A 15,623-nucleotide genomic window follows, 5' to 3' on the forward strand; every position below is an offset into this window, starting at 1 on the left:
TGCTTGGTTTACAGCTTGCAGCCTCGTGCGGGGTCGGCCAGCGCCTTGATCGCGACGCCTTGGGTCAGGTTCTGTTCACCCACGACTTTGCGCAGATAGATGTCCTGCACGGGATTACCGGCGCTGGACAGCGTGAACTGGCCGCGCGGGCTGTCGATGGTGGCGCTGCGCATGGCAGTGCGCATGTCGTCTTTCTTGGAAACATCACCCTTGACGGCTTCCAGGCCTGCTGCAAGCAACTGGGCGGCGTCGTAGCCTTGTACGGCATAAACGTCGGGCTGCATGGAAGGGAAGTTCTTGGTGTAGTTTTCGCGGAAAGCGTTATCGCGAGGTGTGTCGAGGCCGTCGGCATAGTGCAGGGTGGTGAACAGGCCTTGGGCCGACTCGCCTTGTGCTTTCAGCGTACCGTCCGTCATGAAGCCGCTGCTGAGCAACGGCACGGTGTCTTTCAGGCCTGCAGCCGCGTAGTCCTGTACGAACTTGACGGCACCGCCACCGGCAAAGAAGGTGAACACAGCGTCAGGCTTGATCGATGCGACTTCGGTAAGCAGCGGCTGGAATTCCACTTGCGGGAAAGGCAGCGTCAGTTCCTTGACCACTTTGCCGCCTTCCTTTTCGAAAGATTCCTTGAAGCCCGCAATGGCTTCCTTGCCCGCTGCGTAGTTCCAGGTAATGGTGACGGCAGTCTTGTAGCCTTTCTCGACCGCGACAGGGCCCATGGCGTACGAGGGTTGCCAGTTGGAGAACGAACTGCGGAAGACGTTCTTGCTGCACAGTGGGCCGGTGATGGCGTCGGCACCGGCATTCGGAATGATGAGAGTGGTGTCGGAATCGTTGGCGGCCTTGGCCAGCGCCATGGCAACGCCCGAGTGCACCGTTCCTACCAGCACGTCGACCTGGTCGCGTTTGATCAGGCGGTTGGCGTTGTCTGGTCCTTTGGATGGATTGGACTCGTCGTCGACCTGGAAGTATTGCAGTTCCTGGCCGCCGAGTTTCCCGCCTTGTTCCTGTACATACAGCTTGAAGCCGTTTTCGATGGCCTGGCCCAGTGCGGCGTAGGTGCCGCTGTAAGGCAGCATAAATCCGACCTTCACGACGGCGGAGGCATTGCCCGCGCCCAGCGCCAATACCGTCGCCAGCGCGGTACCTGTCAATACTCGTTTCATAGTTGTCTCCTTGGTTCTTCTAAGAGTGACTGCGTGGTGATGCGCGAAGCCCGCGCGGTGTAATCTAAACAGTGATTATGAGCCGTCCAGCCCATCGATGAAGGCAGTGACTGCTTGAATGACCGCAGTCGGCTGGTCGCGGTGGGGCGAATGCCGACAATCCGCGATGATACAGAGTTGAGTCTGACTGGCAAGGCGTTTGATGCCGTAGACCTGTTCCAGCGTGCCGTATTCGTCGTCCTCGCCTTGTATGGCAAGGATGGGGCAAGTGATTTTGTCGAGATAGGACTCGATGTTCCAGGCGCGGAACGCCGGGTTCAGCCAGATGTCGTTCCACCCCCAGAAAGCGGAATCCACGTCCTGGTGATAGCGGCCGAGCTTTTCCGGCAGATCCGTCGCCAGGTAGGCCTGGCGGGCGTCCTGGATGTTCGAGATGGTCACGTCTTCGACGAAGATGTGAGGCGCCGCCACGGCAATAGCCTTGACGCGGTCTGGGTACATGGCGGCAAACAGCAGCGATATCGACCCGCCGTCGCTGTGGCCAAAGAGAATGGGGCGTTCGTGCTCCAGGCCCAGGGCCGCAAAGAGGGCAGGCAGCGCCTCGCGAGCCTGGTCATGCATGAAATCCACCGGCCATTTCTCGTCGGCGGGGCGCGGCGTGCTGTTGCCGTAGCCATAGCGCGAGAACACCAGGCCTCGGCAACCGGTCGCCTCGCAAAGCTGGGCCGGCCAGTCTTTCCACATCGATGCGGAACCCAGCCCTTCGTGCAGGAAGACGATCAGGTCGCTGCTGGTTTTTTCGGGCGCTATCCACAGACATTCGATGACCAAGTCGCGTCCCAGGGCGTGGACCGGGACGAGTTGTGTTGTGCAGGCGTGGTCGGTGGGCTGGTTCATCGGTTGTGGCTGTGAAGTTGTCGCAATTTGAAGCGCTGGATCTTGCCCGTGGCCGTCTTGGGCAGGTCATCCAGAAAATGTATGGTGCGAGGGTACTTGAACGGCGCCAGATGCTCTTTCACGAAAGCCTGGAGATCGTGCTCGGTGGCGTCGTCGCCGCTGCGTCCATCACGGAGTACCACGTAAGCCATGGTCTTGGTCAGGCCGGCGTCGTCCTCGACACCGATGACGGCGGCCTCCAGCACGGCTTCGTGCTGGACCAGCGTGTTCTCGACCTCGATGGGAGAAACATACTGGCCGCTGACCTTGATCATGTCGTCGCTGCGTCCGGCGTAAGTATAGTAGCCGTCGGCATCGCAGACATACTTATCGCCGCTTTTAAGCCACGGGCCCTGATAGGTGTCTATGGTTTTAGGCCGATTGTTCCAGTACATGAGCGCGGCGCTGGGGCCCTTGATGTAAAGGTCGCCTATGGTGCCCACGGGTACGCTGTGCCCATGCTCGTCGCGCAGGTCGACTTCATACCCGGGCACAGGCTTGCCTGTGGTGCCGTAGTGGATGTCGCCCGGCTGGTTCGAAAGGAAAATGTGCAGCATCTCGGTGGAGCCGATGCCGTCCAGGATGTCGCAGCCGAAGTGCTCGCGGAAGCGCAAGCCCAGGTCTTTGGGCAGCGCTTCGCCGGCGGAGGCGCAGACGCGCAACCGCACCTGGTCGGCGGCAGGCAGCGAAGGCGATGCCAGCATGCTGGCGTAAAGGGTGGGGACGCCACAGAAAACAGTCGGTTGGCCCGTGGTCAGGCGCTTGAAGACGGCATCGGGAGTAGGGCGCTCGGCCATCAGCAGCGTGGTGGCTCCTACCGACAAGGGGAAGGTCAGCCCGTTGCCCAACCCATAGGCAAAAAACAATTTGGCAGCCGAAAACACCACATCGCTTTCGCGCAGGCCCAATATGGGCTTGCCATAGAGTTCGGCGGTGTACCAAAGATTGGCGTGGGTATGCACTACCCCCTTGGGTTGTCCTGTGGAGCCCGACGAATACAGCCAGAAGGCGATTTCGTCGGCCAATGTCTTACAGGCCGGTACCTCGTCCGCCTGCGACATCAGAGCTTCAAAGTCCAGCAGGGGCGCTGCCAGCGGGGACGGCGACTGCGACACGACAACATGCTGGACCTGATGGTTGCCCTGGTTCATGGCCTCTTGCAATGTGGGCAGCAGGGGTGCCGACACGAATACAGCTTGACTGCGACTATGGCCCAGCATGTAGGCATAGTCGGCGACTGTCAGCAAGGTGTTGACTGCAACCGGCACGACGCCGGCATGCAGGGCGCCCAGGAAGGCCACCGGCCAGTCGATCGTGTCGTGCATGACCAGCAAGATGCGCTCTTCGCGTCGCAAGCCCAGCTTCTGCAGCAGCCCGGCAAAGCGGGCGATACGGCTGGCTAGCTCGGCGTACGTCAGGCTGCGGTGGTCGTCGATGAAAGCCGGTTTGTCGGGTCTTGCGGCGTTCGATTCGACAAGTTGAGCGGCATAATTCAGCTCAACGGGGCAGGTGGGCATGGCGTGGTCTCCGAAATCTTTTTATGGTGCTGTCGCCTGGTCCGACATGCAATGCGCCTACCAGGGAATTTTTACAATACAGAATGCAAATTAGGGCTTTTATTCCCTGAAGTCAAGCACTATAATGCATGTTCGCCATCAGCTAAGGGTTATTCTGGGTGAAAACTAAAAAACTAGACCGGAAGGCCGCCGTTGCCCTGCTGGATGCCCGCAACGGTGGCGACCCCTATCTCAGCTCGCTGGGCGAGCGGGTGCGCCGCATGCGGGCCATACGCGGCATGACGCGCAAAGAGCTGGCCTCCGCAGCAGGCGTTTCCGAACGCCATCTGGCCAATCTGGAATTGGGCGTGGGCAACGTCTCCATACTGGTGCTGCGGCAAATTGCACATGCCTTCAACTGCGCACCGGCCGAGCTGGTGGGCGACGTCACCACCAGCACGCCAGAGTGGCTATTGATCCGCGGCCTGCTCGAACGCCGCTCCGAGGCCGAGCTGCAGAAAGCCCGCGAAGTCCTTACCGCCTTGTTCGATGATCCCTTGCTGGCTGGCAAGCGCAACCGCCTGCAGCGGATCGCCCTGACCGGTTTGCGCGGGGCGGGCAAGTCCACGCTGGGACGCATGCTGGCTGCCGACATCAACTACCCCTTCGTCGAACTCAGTGCCGAGATCGAGCGCGTCGCCGGCTGCGGCATACTGGAAATCCACAGTCTTTACGGGCCGACGGCCTACCGGCGCTACGAGAAACGGGCACTGGAAGAGGCCTTGCAGTTGTATCCCGAGATGGTGCTGGCCACGCCTGGTGGGCTGGTATCCGAGCCGGCCAGCATGAACACAATGCTGGCCCACTGCTATACCGTCTGGGTCAAGGCCACGCCTGAAGATCACATGCAGCGGGTCATGGCGCAGGGCGACTTCCGGCCCATGGCCGGCAACAACGAGGCCATGGCCGATTTGAAACGCATCCTGGCCAGCCGCGAAGACTTCTACTCGAAGGCAGATTGGGTGTGCTCCACCAGCGATACCACCCTGGAAGCCTGTTTCGAGGGCTTGCGCACGCATATCCGTCAAGCCGCCGGGATGCCGCTGTAAGGACATACCCGGACAGCATGCATTTTTATGCATGTTTTATTGACACTGGAATTATGCTGCATTATTATGCATAAAACGCCTGGGTGCAGGCATTATTTTTCAGATATGTCCAGGAAACCGATATGACCGACTCCAGCCAGCGCGTAGACTTTCGCACCGATCCGTCCCAGTACAAGCATTGGGCGCTATCCGTGGACGGCGCCATCGCCACCCTCGCCATGGACGTCGCCGAAGACGAGGGCATCCGTCCCGGCTACAAGCTCAAGCTTAATTCCTACGACCTCGGTGTCGACATAGAACTGCACGACGCGCTGCAACGCATACGCTTCGAGCACCCTCAGGTGCGCACTGTTGTCGTCACCAGTCTGAAAGATCGCATTTTCTGTTCCGGCGCCAATATTTTCATGCTGGGCCTGTCCTCGCACGCCTGGAAGGTCAACTTCTGCAAGTTCACCAACGAAACGCGTAATGGCATCGAAGACTCCAGTCGCCACAGCGGCCTGAAGTTCGTAGCCGCCCTGAACGGCGCCTGCGCTGGCGGTGGCTACGAATTGGCATTGGCCTGCGACGAGATCCTGCTGATCGACGATCGCTCTTCGGCCGTGTCCTTGCCCGAGGTGCCATTGTTGGGCGTGCTGCCGGGTACCGGCGGTCTTACCCGGGTGACCGACAAGCGCAAGGTGCGTCACGATTACGCCGATATCTTTTGCACACTGGTGGAAGGGGTACGAGGGCAGCGGGCCAAAGACTGGCGCCTGGTCGACGAGGTCATCAAGCCCGCCCGCTTCGCTGAAGAGGTACGCCAGCGCGCACTCGACCTGGCAGCGCAAAGCGATCGACCGGCCGATGCAAAAGGCGTGTCGCTTACGCCACTGCAGCGCATCGACAGCGAGGCCGGCATCGAATACACCTATGTCAAGGTAGACATCGACCGCGAAAAGCGCCAGGCCTCCTGGACCTTGAAGGCGCCGGCCGCTGCGACACCGCAAGACCTTGCCGGCATACTCGCGCAGGGCGCAGCCTGGTGGCCCTTGCAGTTTGCCCGCGAGCTCGACGATGCCATCCTTCATTTGCGCACCAACGAACTTGATATCGGTACCTGGGTGCTGCGCACCGAGGGCGACCCTGCTCTGGTGCTGGGCGCCGACGCCGTGTTGGCGCAGCACGCCGACCATTGGCTGGTTCGCGAAACACTGGGCATGCTACGTCGTACGCTGGCGCGTCTTGATGTCACCTCGCGCTCTTTGTTTGCCTTGATCGAGCCCGACTCCTGCTTCGTGGGCACGCTGTTCGAAGTGGCGCTGGCCTGCGACCGCTCTTATATGTTGGACGATCCCGAAGTCGCGCGCCCGGCCGGCATCGCCCTGAACGAACTGAATTTTGGGCATTACCCCATGGTCAACGGTCAAAGCCGCCTCGCGCGCCGATTCTGCGAAGAAACCGAACCCATTGCGGCAGCCCGGGCCACGATAGGCGATACCGTCAGCGCAGAGCAGGCCGAGAGCCTGGGGCTGGTGACCTTCGCGCCCGACAGCATCGATTGGGACGACGAGATACGCATCGCACTGGAAGAGCGCCGTGCGCTGTCGCCCGACGCCTTGACGGGCCTGGAGGCCAACCTGCGATTCGGCGGCGTCGAGACCATGGAAACACGTATTTTCGGGCGGCTGACCGCCTGGCAAAACTGGATATTCAACCGACCCAACGCGGCAGGAGACAAGGGAGCGCTCAAGCTGTATGGCAAGGGCGAACAGGCAGCATTCGACTGGAACCGCGTATAGCGCTGGTCCCAACGCAACGAACCATCCACCAGGAGCCACTAATGTCCGGCATCAATTACTCAGAAAAAATCCCGAATAACGTCAATCTATCGAGCGACCGCGCCTTGCAGCGCGCGCTGGAGCACTGGCAGCCCAATTATCTGAAGTGGTGGCAAGAGATGGGTCCTGAAAGCTCGCAGAACTTTGACGTCTACCTGCGTACCGCCGTCAGCGTGCAGCCGGATGGCTGGGCCCATTTCGATCATGTGAAGATGCCCGATTACCGCTGGGGCATTTTCCTGGCGCCGCAAGACGGCAACCGCAAGGTGCACTTCGGCGAAAACATCGGCAAGGATGTCTGGCAGGAAGCGCCCGGCGAATACCGCGCCAACCTGCGCCGCATTATCGTGACGCAGGGCGATACCGAGCCCGCTTCGGTAGAGCAACAGCGCCACCTGGGCCTGACCGCCCCTTCACAATACGACTTGCGCAACCTGTTCCAGGTCAACGTCGAAGAGGGTCGCCACCTGTGGGCCATGGTTTATTTGTTGCACCGCTACTTCGGGCGCGACGGTCGCGAAGAGGCCGACGCCTTGCTGCAGCGCAATTCCGGCGATGAAGACAGCCCGCGCATTCTGGGTGCCTTCAATGAAAAGACGCCCGATTGGCTGGCCTTCTTTATGTTCACCTACTTTACCGACCGCGACGGCAAGTTCCAGCTTTGCGCGCTGGCCGAGTCGGCCTTCGATCCGCTGGCACGCACCACGAAGTTCATGCTGACCGAAGAAGCGCATCACATGTTCGTGGGCGAATCCGGTGTGTCGCGCGTTCTGCAGCGCACCGCCGAAGTCATGAACGAACTCAAGACCGACAACCCGGCAGCCGTGCGCGCGGCCGGCGTTATCGACCTGCCAACCATCCAGCGCTACCTGAACTTCCATTACAGCGTGACGATCGATCTTTTCGGCGCCGACCAATCATCCAATGCCGCCATCTTCTATAGCTCTGGACTGAAGGGGCGCTACGAAGAAGGCAAACGCACCGACGACCACATGCTCAAGAACGACACCTACACCGTGCTGGAGGTGGCCAATGGGCAGATGCGCGACATCGAGGTGCCCATGCTGAACGCGCTTAACGAAGTGCTGCGCGACGATTTCATCAAGGATTCGATGGCAGGCGTCGGCCGCTGGAACAAAGTGCTCGAAAAGAACGGCATTGCCTTCCGTCTGCAAGTGCCGCACAAGGCATTCAACCGACAGATAGGAACGCTGGCGGGCATCAAGGTTTCGCCGCAGGGTGAAGTGCTGACAGACGAACAATGGAAGGCGCATGAGCGCGAATGGCTGCCAACCGCCGAGGACCGCGCCTTTGTCGCTTCCCTGATGGGACGTGTGGTCGAACCCGGCAAGTTCGCCAACTGGATTGCGCCGCCCGTCATCGGTGTGAACCGTCAGCCACTCAACTTCGATTACGTCCGTTTCAACTGACACTGGCCAAATGCCATGAATGCGCCACTACCTGCAGGTGTGCTCAAGCAGCACCTGATCGACCCCGAAGTCTGCATACGTTGCAACACGTGCGAAGAGACCTGTCCGATCGATGCGATCACGCACGACTCGAATAATTATGTGGTCGATGCCAGCATCTGCAACCATTGCATGGCCTGTGTGCCGCCATGTCCGACGGGTTCGATCGATAACTGGTTAACGGTGCTGGCCGACAAGCCTTACACGCTGGAAGAGCAGTTTTCGTGGGAAGCTCTGCCAGCCGAGCAGCCCCTGCCGGAGGCGCCGATCGACGACGTTGCAGCGCAGACCACGGAAGCGCCGCCCGTCGTGGCGGACGAAGACCGCCATCCGTCGCTGGATGGCTACCCCTCGACGGGCGCGGGCGCCAGTATTCCTCCCTGGTCGGCGGCTCATCCTTATGTCAATCTTTACACGCACAAGAACCCGATCACCGCCACGGTGGTCGGCAACTACCGCGTGACCGCCGATGACACCGAAAGCGATATCCGCCACATTGTGCTGGACTTCGGAACCGCGCCTTTTCCGGTGCTTGAAGGGCAGTCCATCGCCATCTTCCCGCCCGGGGTGGATGAGAACGGACGGCCGTATCATGCTCGCCAGTACTCCATCGCCAGTCCGCGTGACGGCGAACGGCCCCGCTATAACAACTTGTCGTTGACCGTAAAGCGGGTAACGACCGACTATGACGCCAAGCCGGCGCTAGGCGTATGTTCCAACTACCTTTGCGACCTCAAGAAGAACGACACGGTCAGGGTCATAGGCCCCTACGGCAATACCTTCCTGATGCCCAACCATGCCGACGCCAATATCATCATGATCTGCACGGGTACAGGCTCTGCACCCATGCGAGCCATGACCGAGCGCTGTCGTCGCCTGCGTAAAGAGTCCGCATTCCAGGGCAAGCTGATGCTGTTCTTCGGCGCGCGTACCGAGCGCGAACTGCCGTATTTCGGTCCGCTCATGAACCTGCCCAAGGATTTCATCGACATCAACCTGGCGCTCTCGCGCGAGGTCGGGCAGCCCAAGCGCTATGTGCAAGACCTGCTTGTCGAGCGTGCGGCGGATATTCGGACCCTACTCGACAGCGACAAGACCTGCATTTATGTTTGCGGCCTCAAGGGCATGGAAGACGGTGTCTTGCAAGCGCTCGAGTCCGTGGTCTCTGGGGCGGGGCTGCAATGGCCGGATGTCCATGCCCAGCTTAAGGCGCAAGGCCGCCTGCACTTCGAAACCTACTGAACTACGACCCCCGGCGCGGGCGGCGGCGTAGCCCCCGTTGCGGTACACTGCCTCGCTTAGCACCGTCAAAAAATAGTCGAGTATTGTCATGAAATTCAGCGAGTTCGAAGTAGGAATGGTGATCAAGCATCCGCCGGTCGTCGTCACCGAAGGAGAGATGCTTGGTTTTGCGAAATCGTACGACCCGCAGTGGTTCCATGTGGATGCTGAGGGTGCCAAGAAGGGCCGCTGGGGCGGCCTGATCGCCAGTGGCTGGCTGACCTGCAGCCTGGCCATGCGGATGGCGGTCGATTCGGCGCTGGCCGGTTCGGAGTCCTTCGGATCGCCGGGCCTGGAGCGGCTACGCTGGCTGCTGCCGGTACGCCCAGGCGATGCCCTGCGTCTTGAGGCAACCGTCGATTCCGTGCGTACCTCGTCCTCGCGCGACGATCTTGGCATCATGCGTTGGTCGTGGCGCGTCTACAACCAACGCGACGAGCAGGTGCTGGACGTCGAGGCAACCAGCCTGTTCGACCTGGCGGCGCACGCGCCAGAATGACCAGCGGCGCCCCGGGGGGCGCCGACAGCACAACATCAAGCGGGCATGGCCCGCTTTTTTGTTAGAAAAAAGCCTGAAGGCCAGTCTGGGCACGCCCCAGTATCAATGCGTGGACGTCGTGAGTGCCTTCGTAGGTATTGACGACCTCCAGATTGACCAGGTGGCGTGCCACGCCGAACTCATCAGAGATACCGTTGCCACCAAGCATGTCGCGCGCCAGGCGGGCGACGTCCAGCGCCTTGCCGCAAGAATTGCGTTTCATGATGGACGTGATTTCGACAGCGGCCGTGCCTTCGTCTTTCATGCGTCCCAGGCGCAAGCAGCCTTGCAGGCCCAGAGTGATCTCGGTTTGCATATCTGCGAGCTTCTTCTGGATTAACTGGTTGGCTGCCAGCGGCCGGCCAAATTGCTTGCGGTCCATGGTGTACTGACGTGCCGTGTGCCAGCAGGCTTCCGCCGCACCCAAGGCGCCCCAGGCAATGCCGTAGCGTGCGGAGTTCAGGCAGGTGAAAGGACCGCGCAAGCCGCTGACCTTGGGCAGCATCTGGTCGGCTGAAATTTCGACTTCGTCCATGACGATCTCGCCGGTAATGGATGCACGCAGCCCCACCTTGCCGTGTATGGTCGGGGTCGACAGACCCTTCATGCCCTTGTCGAGAATGAAGCCACGGATCTTGCCATCGTCGTCACCGCCGACCACCTTTGCCCAGACGACGAACACGTCGGCGATGGGAGAGTTGGTAATCCACATTTTTGTGCCGCTGACCTTGTAACCGTCGGCAGTTTTGACCGCGCGGGTTTCCATGCTGCCGGGGTCAGAGCCGTGGTTGGGTTCCGTGAGGCCGAAGCACCCTATCCATTCACCGCGCGCCAGCTTGGGCAGGTACTTGTGTTTCTGTTCTTCGCTGCCGAATTCGTTGATCGGCACCATGACCAGGGAAGACTGAACGCTCATCATGGACCGATAGCCTGAATCGATGCGCTCGACTTCCCGCGCGATCAAGCCGTAGCTGACATAGTTCAGGCCGGCGCCGCCGTAGACTTCGGGAATGGTGGCCCCCAGCAGGCCCAGCTCGCCCATCTCGCCGAAAATGGCTGGATCGGTTTGCTCGTTACGGAAGGCGTCAAGCACGCGGGGGGCAAGCTTGTCTTGTGCATAGGCCAAAGCCGCATCACGCACCATGCGCTCTTCGTCGCTTAACTGGGCGTCCAGCAATAAGGGATCCTGCCAATGGAAAGAGGGGTTAGACGACATGATTAAAGCTCCGGAGAAGATAGGGATTGTTAAGTATTCACGCGGTCCACGCAGGACTCGGTGTATCAGGAAGGGTGGGCCAAGGCGTGATCGCGAATTTTCTGTAATGTAGTCGTTGGCGAGATGGTTTCCGGATCGATCAGGCAGTGCAGGATGGCCGGCTTGCCGCTGGCCAGTGCCCGCTCGAATGCCGGACCGAACTGTTCGGTGCTCTCGATCCGTTCGCCGTGACCGCCGAATGCCTGGGCATACGCGGCGAAGTCCGGATTGCGCAGGGCAGTCGCCGACGGTCTTGCGGGGTAGTGGCGTTCTTGGTGCATGCGTATGGTGCCGTACATGCCGTTATCAATCAACAGCACAATAATGGGTAGCTGATATTGCACGGCCGTGGCGAATTCCTGCCCGTGCATCATGAAGCAACCGTCGCCTGCAAAGCACACCACAGTGCGGTCAGGATGCAGGCGCTTCGCGCTTACCGCGGCTGGCAAGCCATAGCCCATGGACCCGGACGTGGGTGCCAGTTGGGTGCCATAGCGGGTAAACGGATGAAAACGATGCAGCCAGGTGGCGTAATTGCCCGCGCCGTTGCACATGATGGCGTCGTTGGGCAGGACGTCGCGCAGATAGCTCATTACCTGCCCCATTTGTAAGGCGCCAGGGTGCGTGATGGCTTGCGGATCGGTCCAGCCCAGATAGCTGTCGCGCATGGCTTGCAGCCGTGCCTGCCTGTCGGGCGAGGGCACCGCTGCCAGGGTGTCCAGGCTGGCCGCGAATGCCTTGGGCGAGACATTGATGGCCAAGTCCGCGCGGTAGACGCGGTTCAGCTCTTTGATGTCGGGATGAACGTGGACGAGGGTTTGTCGGGGCACGGGAATGTCGAACAAGGTATAGCTTTGGCTGGCGATCTCGGACATGCGACCACCGACCAGCAACACGAGGTCTGCCTCTTTGATGCTCGCCATGAGCGTCGGATTGCTGCCCAGCCCGACATCGCCCACAAAGCAGGGGTGCGCGGTGGAGAACAGCATTTGACGCCGGAACTGCACAGCCACTGGCAGCTTGTGGCGGGTCGCGAAAGCGGCGAACTGATCGACAGCGGTCTGGTCCCAGCGCGTGCCGCCCAATATGGCGATCGGCCGCGCAGCGCCAGCCAAGTGGTCGGCCAGCGATTCCAGTTGTCCGGCCGTTGCAGCAGATTCCACCACCTCGTAGGCGGGGGCATCGGCGACCTGTGCATGTTCTATCAGCATGTCTTCAGGCAAGGCGATGACCACAGGCCCGGGTCGGCCGGATGTGGCAACATGAAAAGCCCGGGACACGATCTCGGGGATGCGCTCGACCTGGTCGATCTCGGTCACCCATTTGGCTTGCGTACCGAAGACGGCGCGGTAGTCCATCTCTTGGAAAGCTTCGCGATCACGCACGCCACGCTCGATCTGGCCGACAAAGAGTATCAGGGGAGTGGAGTCTTGCGAGGCGATGTGCACGCCTGCCATGGCATTGGCGGCACCGGGTCCGCGCGTAACCATACAGATGCCAGGGCGGCCAGTAAGCTTGCCGTGCGCATCGGCCATCATGGCGGCTCCGCCTTCCTGACGGCATACTGTTACTTCGATGGCGGCGTCATGCAAGCCGTCGAGTACTGCCAGATAGCTTTCCCCCGGCACACAGAATACGTGCTCGACGCCGTGCGCCAGCAACTGGTCGACAAGAATATGTCCGCCCAGACGTTGGGACAGTACGGAATCGTGTTCGGGTTTCATAAGAGGTCAGCATAGTGTGCGTTGACTGCACAACGCAATTGATAAAATTGCACAATGTCTTGCCTAAAGCGCAAGATATTGCAGGCGAAGAAGTATTCTACCGTTCACAGGTCAAAGGCAAAGCTACATGAGACATGGTATTCCGAATCTGGGGGCGCTACAGGCTTTCGAGGCAACCGCCCGGCTGGGCTCGTTCTCCCGGGCTGCCGAAGAACTGGCGCTGACGCATAGCGCCGTCTATCGGCAGGTCACCGGCCTTGAAGAGCGCTTGGGGGTGCAGTTGCTGACACGGGTGCGGCGACGCGTGGCGCTCACGGATGCCGGAGCCGAATACGCGGGCAGAGTGCGGCATCATCTGGAACAGCTCGAGAAGGACACCTTTGGGCTGGTCTCGCGCTCGGGCATAGGACGCAGCCTGCACATTGCGGTGCTGCCGACGCTGGCCACAACCTGGCTGATCCCGCGCCTGGCAGACTTCAAGCGCCGGCACGGCGATATCGCCGTCAGTTTGTCCGTGCGCACGCTCCCGTTCCAGTTCAAGGACCAACCCTTCGATGCTGCGATCTATCATGCGCCCCAACGTTGGCCGCAGACGGCAGGCATCAAGTTATTCGACGAGCATGAAATGGTTCCGGTATGCAGCCCGTCGCTATTGGCGGAGCAGGGGCTGGACGCCATGGACGGGCTCACCCACTTGCACATGTCGTCCCGGCCGGACGCCTGGCGCGAGTGGTATCGGGCCCAGCAACGTGATTACCTGCCCGCCATCAGCGCAGGCCCGCGCTACGAACTTTTCACCATGACGCTGGCGGCCGTCAAGGCAGGCCTGGGTGTGGCCCTGATCCCTCGATTCATTGTCCAGCCGGACCTGCAGGCCGGTAAGCTGGTGATGCCCTCGCAAGCCATTCTTGCGGTACAAGAAAGTTATTATTTTGGTTATCCATCAAGCAGCGAGCGGTCCGAAGCGCTGTTGGCGTTTGAAGCATGGCTGGTCGAGATCATACCCACCATAGGAAGTCCTGCATGAAGCTGATAGGCAAAGGTACCGCACTGACGGCATGGCTGGCCGTTTTAGTGCTTGCCGGCTGTACAGGCTGGCCGATCGTTGACGGCCAGGCCAGCGCGCCGCAGGAGGCGCCTGCCGCAACTGCCGCCTTCAAGGAAGATATTGCTCCCGAAGCAGCGAGCGGGCGCGTAGCTCGGCATGTAGTCCGCGCAAAGGACTACATGCTGGTCAGCGCCCATCCCTTGGCCACGCGGGCAGGCGCCCGGATCCTGGCCGACGGCGGTACGGCCATAGACGCCGTCATCGCGTCGCAAATGGTACTGACCCTGGTCGAGCCGCAGTCCTCCGGCATAGGCGGCGGCGCATTCATTGTGAGTTACGACAAGGCCAGTCAGACCATGCAAACTTACGACGGGCGCGAAACAGCGCCTGCCGCCGCCCGTGCGGACCGTTACATGCAGGAGGGCGCGCCTATCGAATTCTGGGACGCCGTCCATAGCGGTCTGTCAGTGGGCGTACCGGGCGTGTTGCATGCGCTGGCGCTCGCGCATGCCGATCACGGGCGGATGGACTGGGCATCGCTGTTTGCGCCAGCCATCACTCTGGCCGAAGAGGGTTTCGCCGTCACGCCGCGCCTGCATACGTCGCTGGAGGCCAACCACGCCTTGCGTGACCAGCCCGACGCGGCTGCCTATTTTTATGATCCGGCTGGGCGGGCCTGGCCTGTTGGTCATTGGCTGCGAAATCCGGCGCTGGCCCAGACCTTGCGCCTCATCGCCCAAGATGGGCCGCAAGCGTTTTATCGCGGCCGCATTGCGGAGGACATCGTGGCCGCTGTCGCCCGGCATGCCGTCCCCGGCGACCTCACGGTCGCGGACATGGCGGGCTATCGGGCGCTGCGCCGGGAGCCCCTGTGTGCACCCTACAAAGTCTATGAGGTCTGCGGCATGCCGCCGCCCAGTTCGGGTCCTCTGGCGGTAATACAGATGTTGAACATCCTGTCGCATACGCCTATTTCCAGTTTGGCCCCTCAGTCGCTTGCGGCCGTCCACTTGTTCTCGGAAGCCGGAAGGCTGGCCTTCGCTGACCGCGATTACTATGTGGCCGATCCCGCCTATGTCGATGTGCCGGTAGAGGCGATGATCAGTCCCTCTTACTTGGCCTTGCGAGCCGCATTAATAAACCCGACCAAATCGCAGGGCTCTATGCCGCCCGGCGATCCTGCGGGCATGCGGGCGGTCCGCGGCCGGGACAACTCTGCCGAGCTGCCATCCACCACACATGTCGTTGCGGTCGACCGAGCCGGTAATGTGGTTTCCATGACCAGCTCAATCGAGACCGCTTTCGGCAGCAAGATCTTTGTTGACGGCTTTTTGCTCAACAACCAGCTGACGGACTTTTCATTTGCCAGTGTCGATGCGCAAGGCCGGCCGGTTGCCAATCGCATCGAAGCGGGAAAGCGGCCGCGCAGTTCGATGGCGCCCATGATCGTCATGCATCAGGGGCAGCCGGTGATGGCCATAGGCGCGCCGGGCGGAGCCGCCATCATCAATTATGTGGCCAAGACCATCCTTGGCGTGCTGGACTGGGGGCTGGATATTCAAGCAGCCATCAGCCTGCCTAATTTTGGCAGTCGCAATCGCCATACAGAGCTGGAGCGGGGCACCTCTTTGCACAGCTTGGCAGCAGGTTTGCAAGCCATGGGCCACGAGGTTCGCGAAGTCGACGCCACCAGCGGCCTGCATGGCATCGTACTGACGCCGTCAGGGCTGGAGGGCGGCGCGGATCCTCGCCGCGAAGGCCTGGCGATGGGCGAGTGAAGG

The 15,623-nt window shown here is 60.9% G+C and carries 12 protein-coding genes; 7 read left to right on the forward strand and 5 right to left on the reverse strand.

Annotated elements, in window-relative coordinates; all coding sequences use genetic code 11:
* Positions 1-8 precede the first annotated feature (8 nt).
* From CKA81_RS01040 to CKA81_RS01050, 3 genes are all read right to left on the reverse strand, one after another.
* Positions 9-1,166 carry an ABC transporter substrate-binding protein gene (locus CKA81_RS01040; protein ID WP_128353634.1) on the reverse strand — a complete coding sequence of 386 codons (1,158 nt, stop codon included), beginning with the start codon at positions 1,164-1,166 and terminating at the stop codon, positions 9-11.
* A 75-nt stretch (positions 1,167-1,241) separates the two neighbouring features.
* On the reverse strand, positions 1,242-2,063 hold the full coding sequence (locus tag CKA81_RS01045; protein ID WP_128353635.1) for an alpha/beta fold hydrolase: 822 nt from the start codon (positions 2,061-2,063) through the stop codon (positions 1,242-1,244).
* Positions 2,060-3,619, reverse strand: coding sequence for a benzoate-CoA ligase family protein (locus tag CKA81_RS01050; RefSeq protein WP_128353636.1), 1,560 nt, complete (start codon positions 3,617-3,619; stop codon positions 2,060-2,062). The genes CKA81_RS01045 and CKA81_RS01050 overlap by 4 nt, the downstream gene beginning before the upstream one ends.
* A 197-nt stretch (positions 3,620-3,816) precedes the next feature.
* On the opposite strand from CKA81_RS01050, the gene CKA81_RS01055 reads away from it, so the two are divergent.
* The 5 genes from CKA81_RS01055 (at position 3,817) to CKA81_RS01075 (ending at position 9,776) form a co-directional block, all read left to right on the forward strand.
* Positions 3,817-4,707, forward strand: a complete 891-nt coding sequence (locus CKA81_RS01055) for a helix-turn-helix transcriptional regulator (RefSeq protein ID WP_128356434.1) — start codon at positions 3,817-3,819, stop codon at positions 4,705-4,707.
* 122 nt (positions 4,708-4,829) lie between these two features.
* Entirely contained in the window at positions 4,830-6,488 is a 1,659-nt protein-coding gene (gene boxC, locus CKA81_RS01060; protein ID WP_128353637.1) for a 2,3-epoxybenzoyl-CoA dihydrolase, read from the forward strand.
* 41 nt (positions 6,489-6,529) lie between these two features.
* On the forward strand, positions 6,530-7,957 hold the full coding sequence (gene boxB / locus CKA81_RS01065) for a benzoyl-CoA 2,3-epoxidase subunit BoxB (RefSeq protein WP_128353638.1): 1,428 nt from the start codon (positions 6,530-6,532) through the stop codon (positions 7,955-7,957).
* Positions 7,958-7,972: 15 nt separating this feature from the next.
* Positions 7,973-9,238 carry a benzoyl-CoA 2,3-epoxidase subunit BoxA gene (gene boxA, locus CKA81_RS01070; RefSeq protein ID WP_128353639.1) on the forward strand — a complete coding sequence of 422 codons (1,266 nt, stop codon included), beginning with the start codon at positions 7,973-7,975 and terminating at the stop codon, positions 9,236-9,238.
* A gap of 88 nt (positions 9,239-9,326) precedes the next feature.
* Positions 9,327-9,776 (forward strand): MaoC family dehydratase, encoded by a 450-nt coding sequence (locus CKA81_RS01075; protein WP_128353640.1) that lies wholly within the window; start codon positions 9,327-9,329, stop codon positions 9,774-9,776.
* A gap of 61 nt (positions 9,777-9,837) precedes the next feature.
* On the opposite strand, the gene CKA81_RS01080 is transcribed toward CKA81_RS01075, so the two are convergent.
* Entirely contained in the window at positions 9,838-11,031 is a 1,194-nt protein-coding gene (locus CKA81_RS01080; protein WP_128353641.1) for an acyl-CoA dehydrogenase, read from the reverse strand.
* Between the two features lie 65 nt (positions 11,032-11,096).
* Positions 11,097-12,794, reverse strand: coding sequence for a thiamine pyrophosphate-binding protein (locus tag CKA81_RS01085; protein ID WP_128353642.1), 1,698 nt, complete (start codon positions 12,792-12,794; stop codon positions 11,097-11,099).
* A 127-nt stretch (positions 12,795-12,921) separates the two neighbouring features.
* Here CKA81_RS01085 and CKA81_RS01090 point away from each other — a divergent pair, with 127 nt between their 5' ends.
* Together CKA81_RS01090 and ggt are read left to right on the forward strand one after the other, a co-directional pair.
* Positions 12,922-13,821 (forward strand): LysR substrate-binding domain-containing protein, encoded by a 900-nt coding sequence (locus CKA81_RS01090; RefSeq protein ID WP_128353643.1) that lies wholly within the window; start codon positions 12,922-12,924, stop codon positions 13,819-13,821.
* Complete coding sequence (gene ggt, locus CKA81_RS01095) at positions 13,818-15,620, forward strand: gamma-glutamyltransferase (RefSeq protein WP_128353644.1); 1,803 nt, start codon at positions 13,818-13,820, stop codon at positions 15,618-15,620. The genes CKA81_RS01090 and ggt overlap by 4 nt, the downstream gene beginning before the upstream one ends.
* Positions 15,621-15,623 lie beyond the last annotated feature (3 nt).

This window comes from Pollutimonas thiosulfatoxidans (assembly GCF_004022565.1).
Lineage (GTDB): Bacteria > Pseudomonadota > Gammaproteobacteria > Burkholderiales > Burkholderiaceae_B > Pusillimonas_D > Pusillimonas_D thiosulfatoxidans.

Bases quoted from the DNA above. Each gene is read 5' to 3' on its own strand.
- CKA81_RS01045 (WP_128353635.1), bottom strand. From the start codon at position 2,063: ATGAACCAGCCCACCGACCACGCCTGCACAACACAACTCGTCCCGGTC.
- CKA81_RS01050 (WP_128353636.1), bottom strand. From the start codon at position 3,619: ATGCCCACCTGCCCCGTTGAGCTGAATTATGCCGCTCAACTTGTCGAA.
- CKA81_RS01085 (WP_128353642.1), bottom strand. From the start codon at position 12,794: ATGAAACCCGAACACGATTCCGTACTGTCCCAACGTCTGGGCGGACAT.
- CKA81_RS01080 (WP_128353641.1), bottom strand. From the start codon at position 11,031: ATGTCGTCTAACCCCTCTTTCCATTGGCAGGATCCCTTATTGCTGGAC.
- CKA81_RS01090 (WP_128353643.1), top strand. From the start codon at position 12,922: ATGAGACATGGTATTCCGAATCTGGGGGCGCTACAGGCTTTCGAGGCA.
- boxC (WP_128353637.1), top strand. From the start codon at position 4,830: ATGACCGACTCCAGCCAGCGCGTAGACTTTCGCACCGATCCGTCCCAG.
- boxB (WP_128353638.1), top strand. From the start codon at position 6,530: ATGTCCGGCATCAATTACTCAGAAAAAATCCCGAATAACGTCAATCTA.
- ggt (WP_128353644.1), top strand. From the start codon at position 13,818: ATGAAGCTGATAGGCAAAGGTACCGCACTGACGGCATGGCTGGCCGTT.
- CKA81_RS01075 (WP_128353640.1), top strand. From the start codon at position 9,327: ATGAAATTCAGCGAGTTCGAAGTAGGAATGGTGATCAAGCATCCGCCG.
- boxA (WP_128353639.1), top strand. From the start codon at position 7,973: ATGAATGCGCCACTACCTGCAGGTGTGCTCAAGCAGCACCTGATCGAC.
- CKA81_RS01040 (WP_128353634.1), bottom strand. From the start codon at position 1,166: ATGAAACGAGTATTGACAGGTACCGCGCTGGCGACGGTATTGGCGCTG.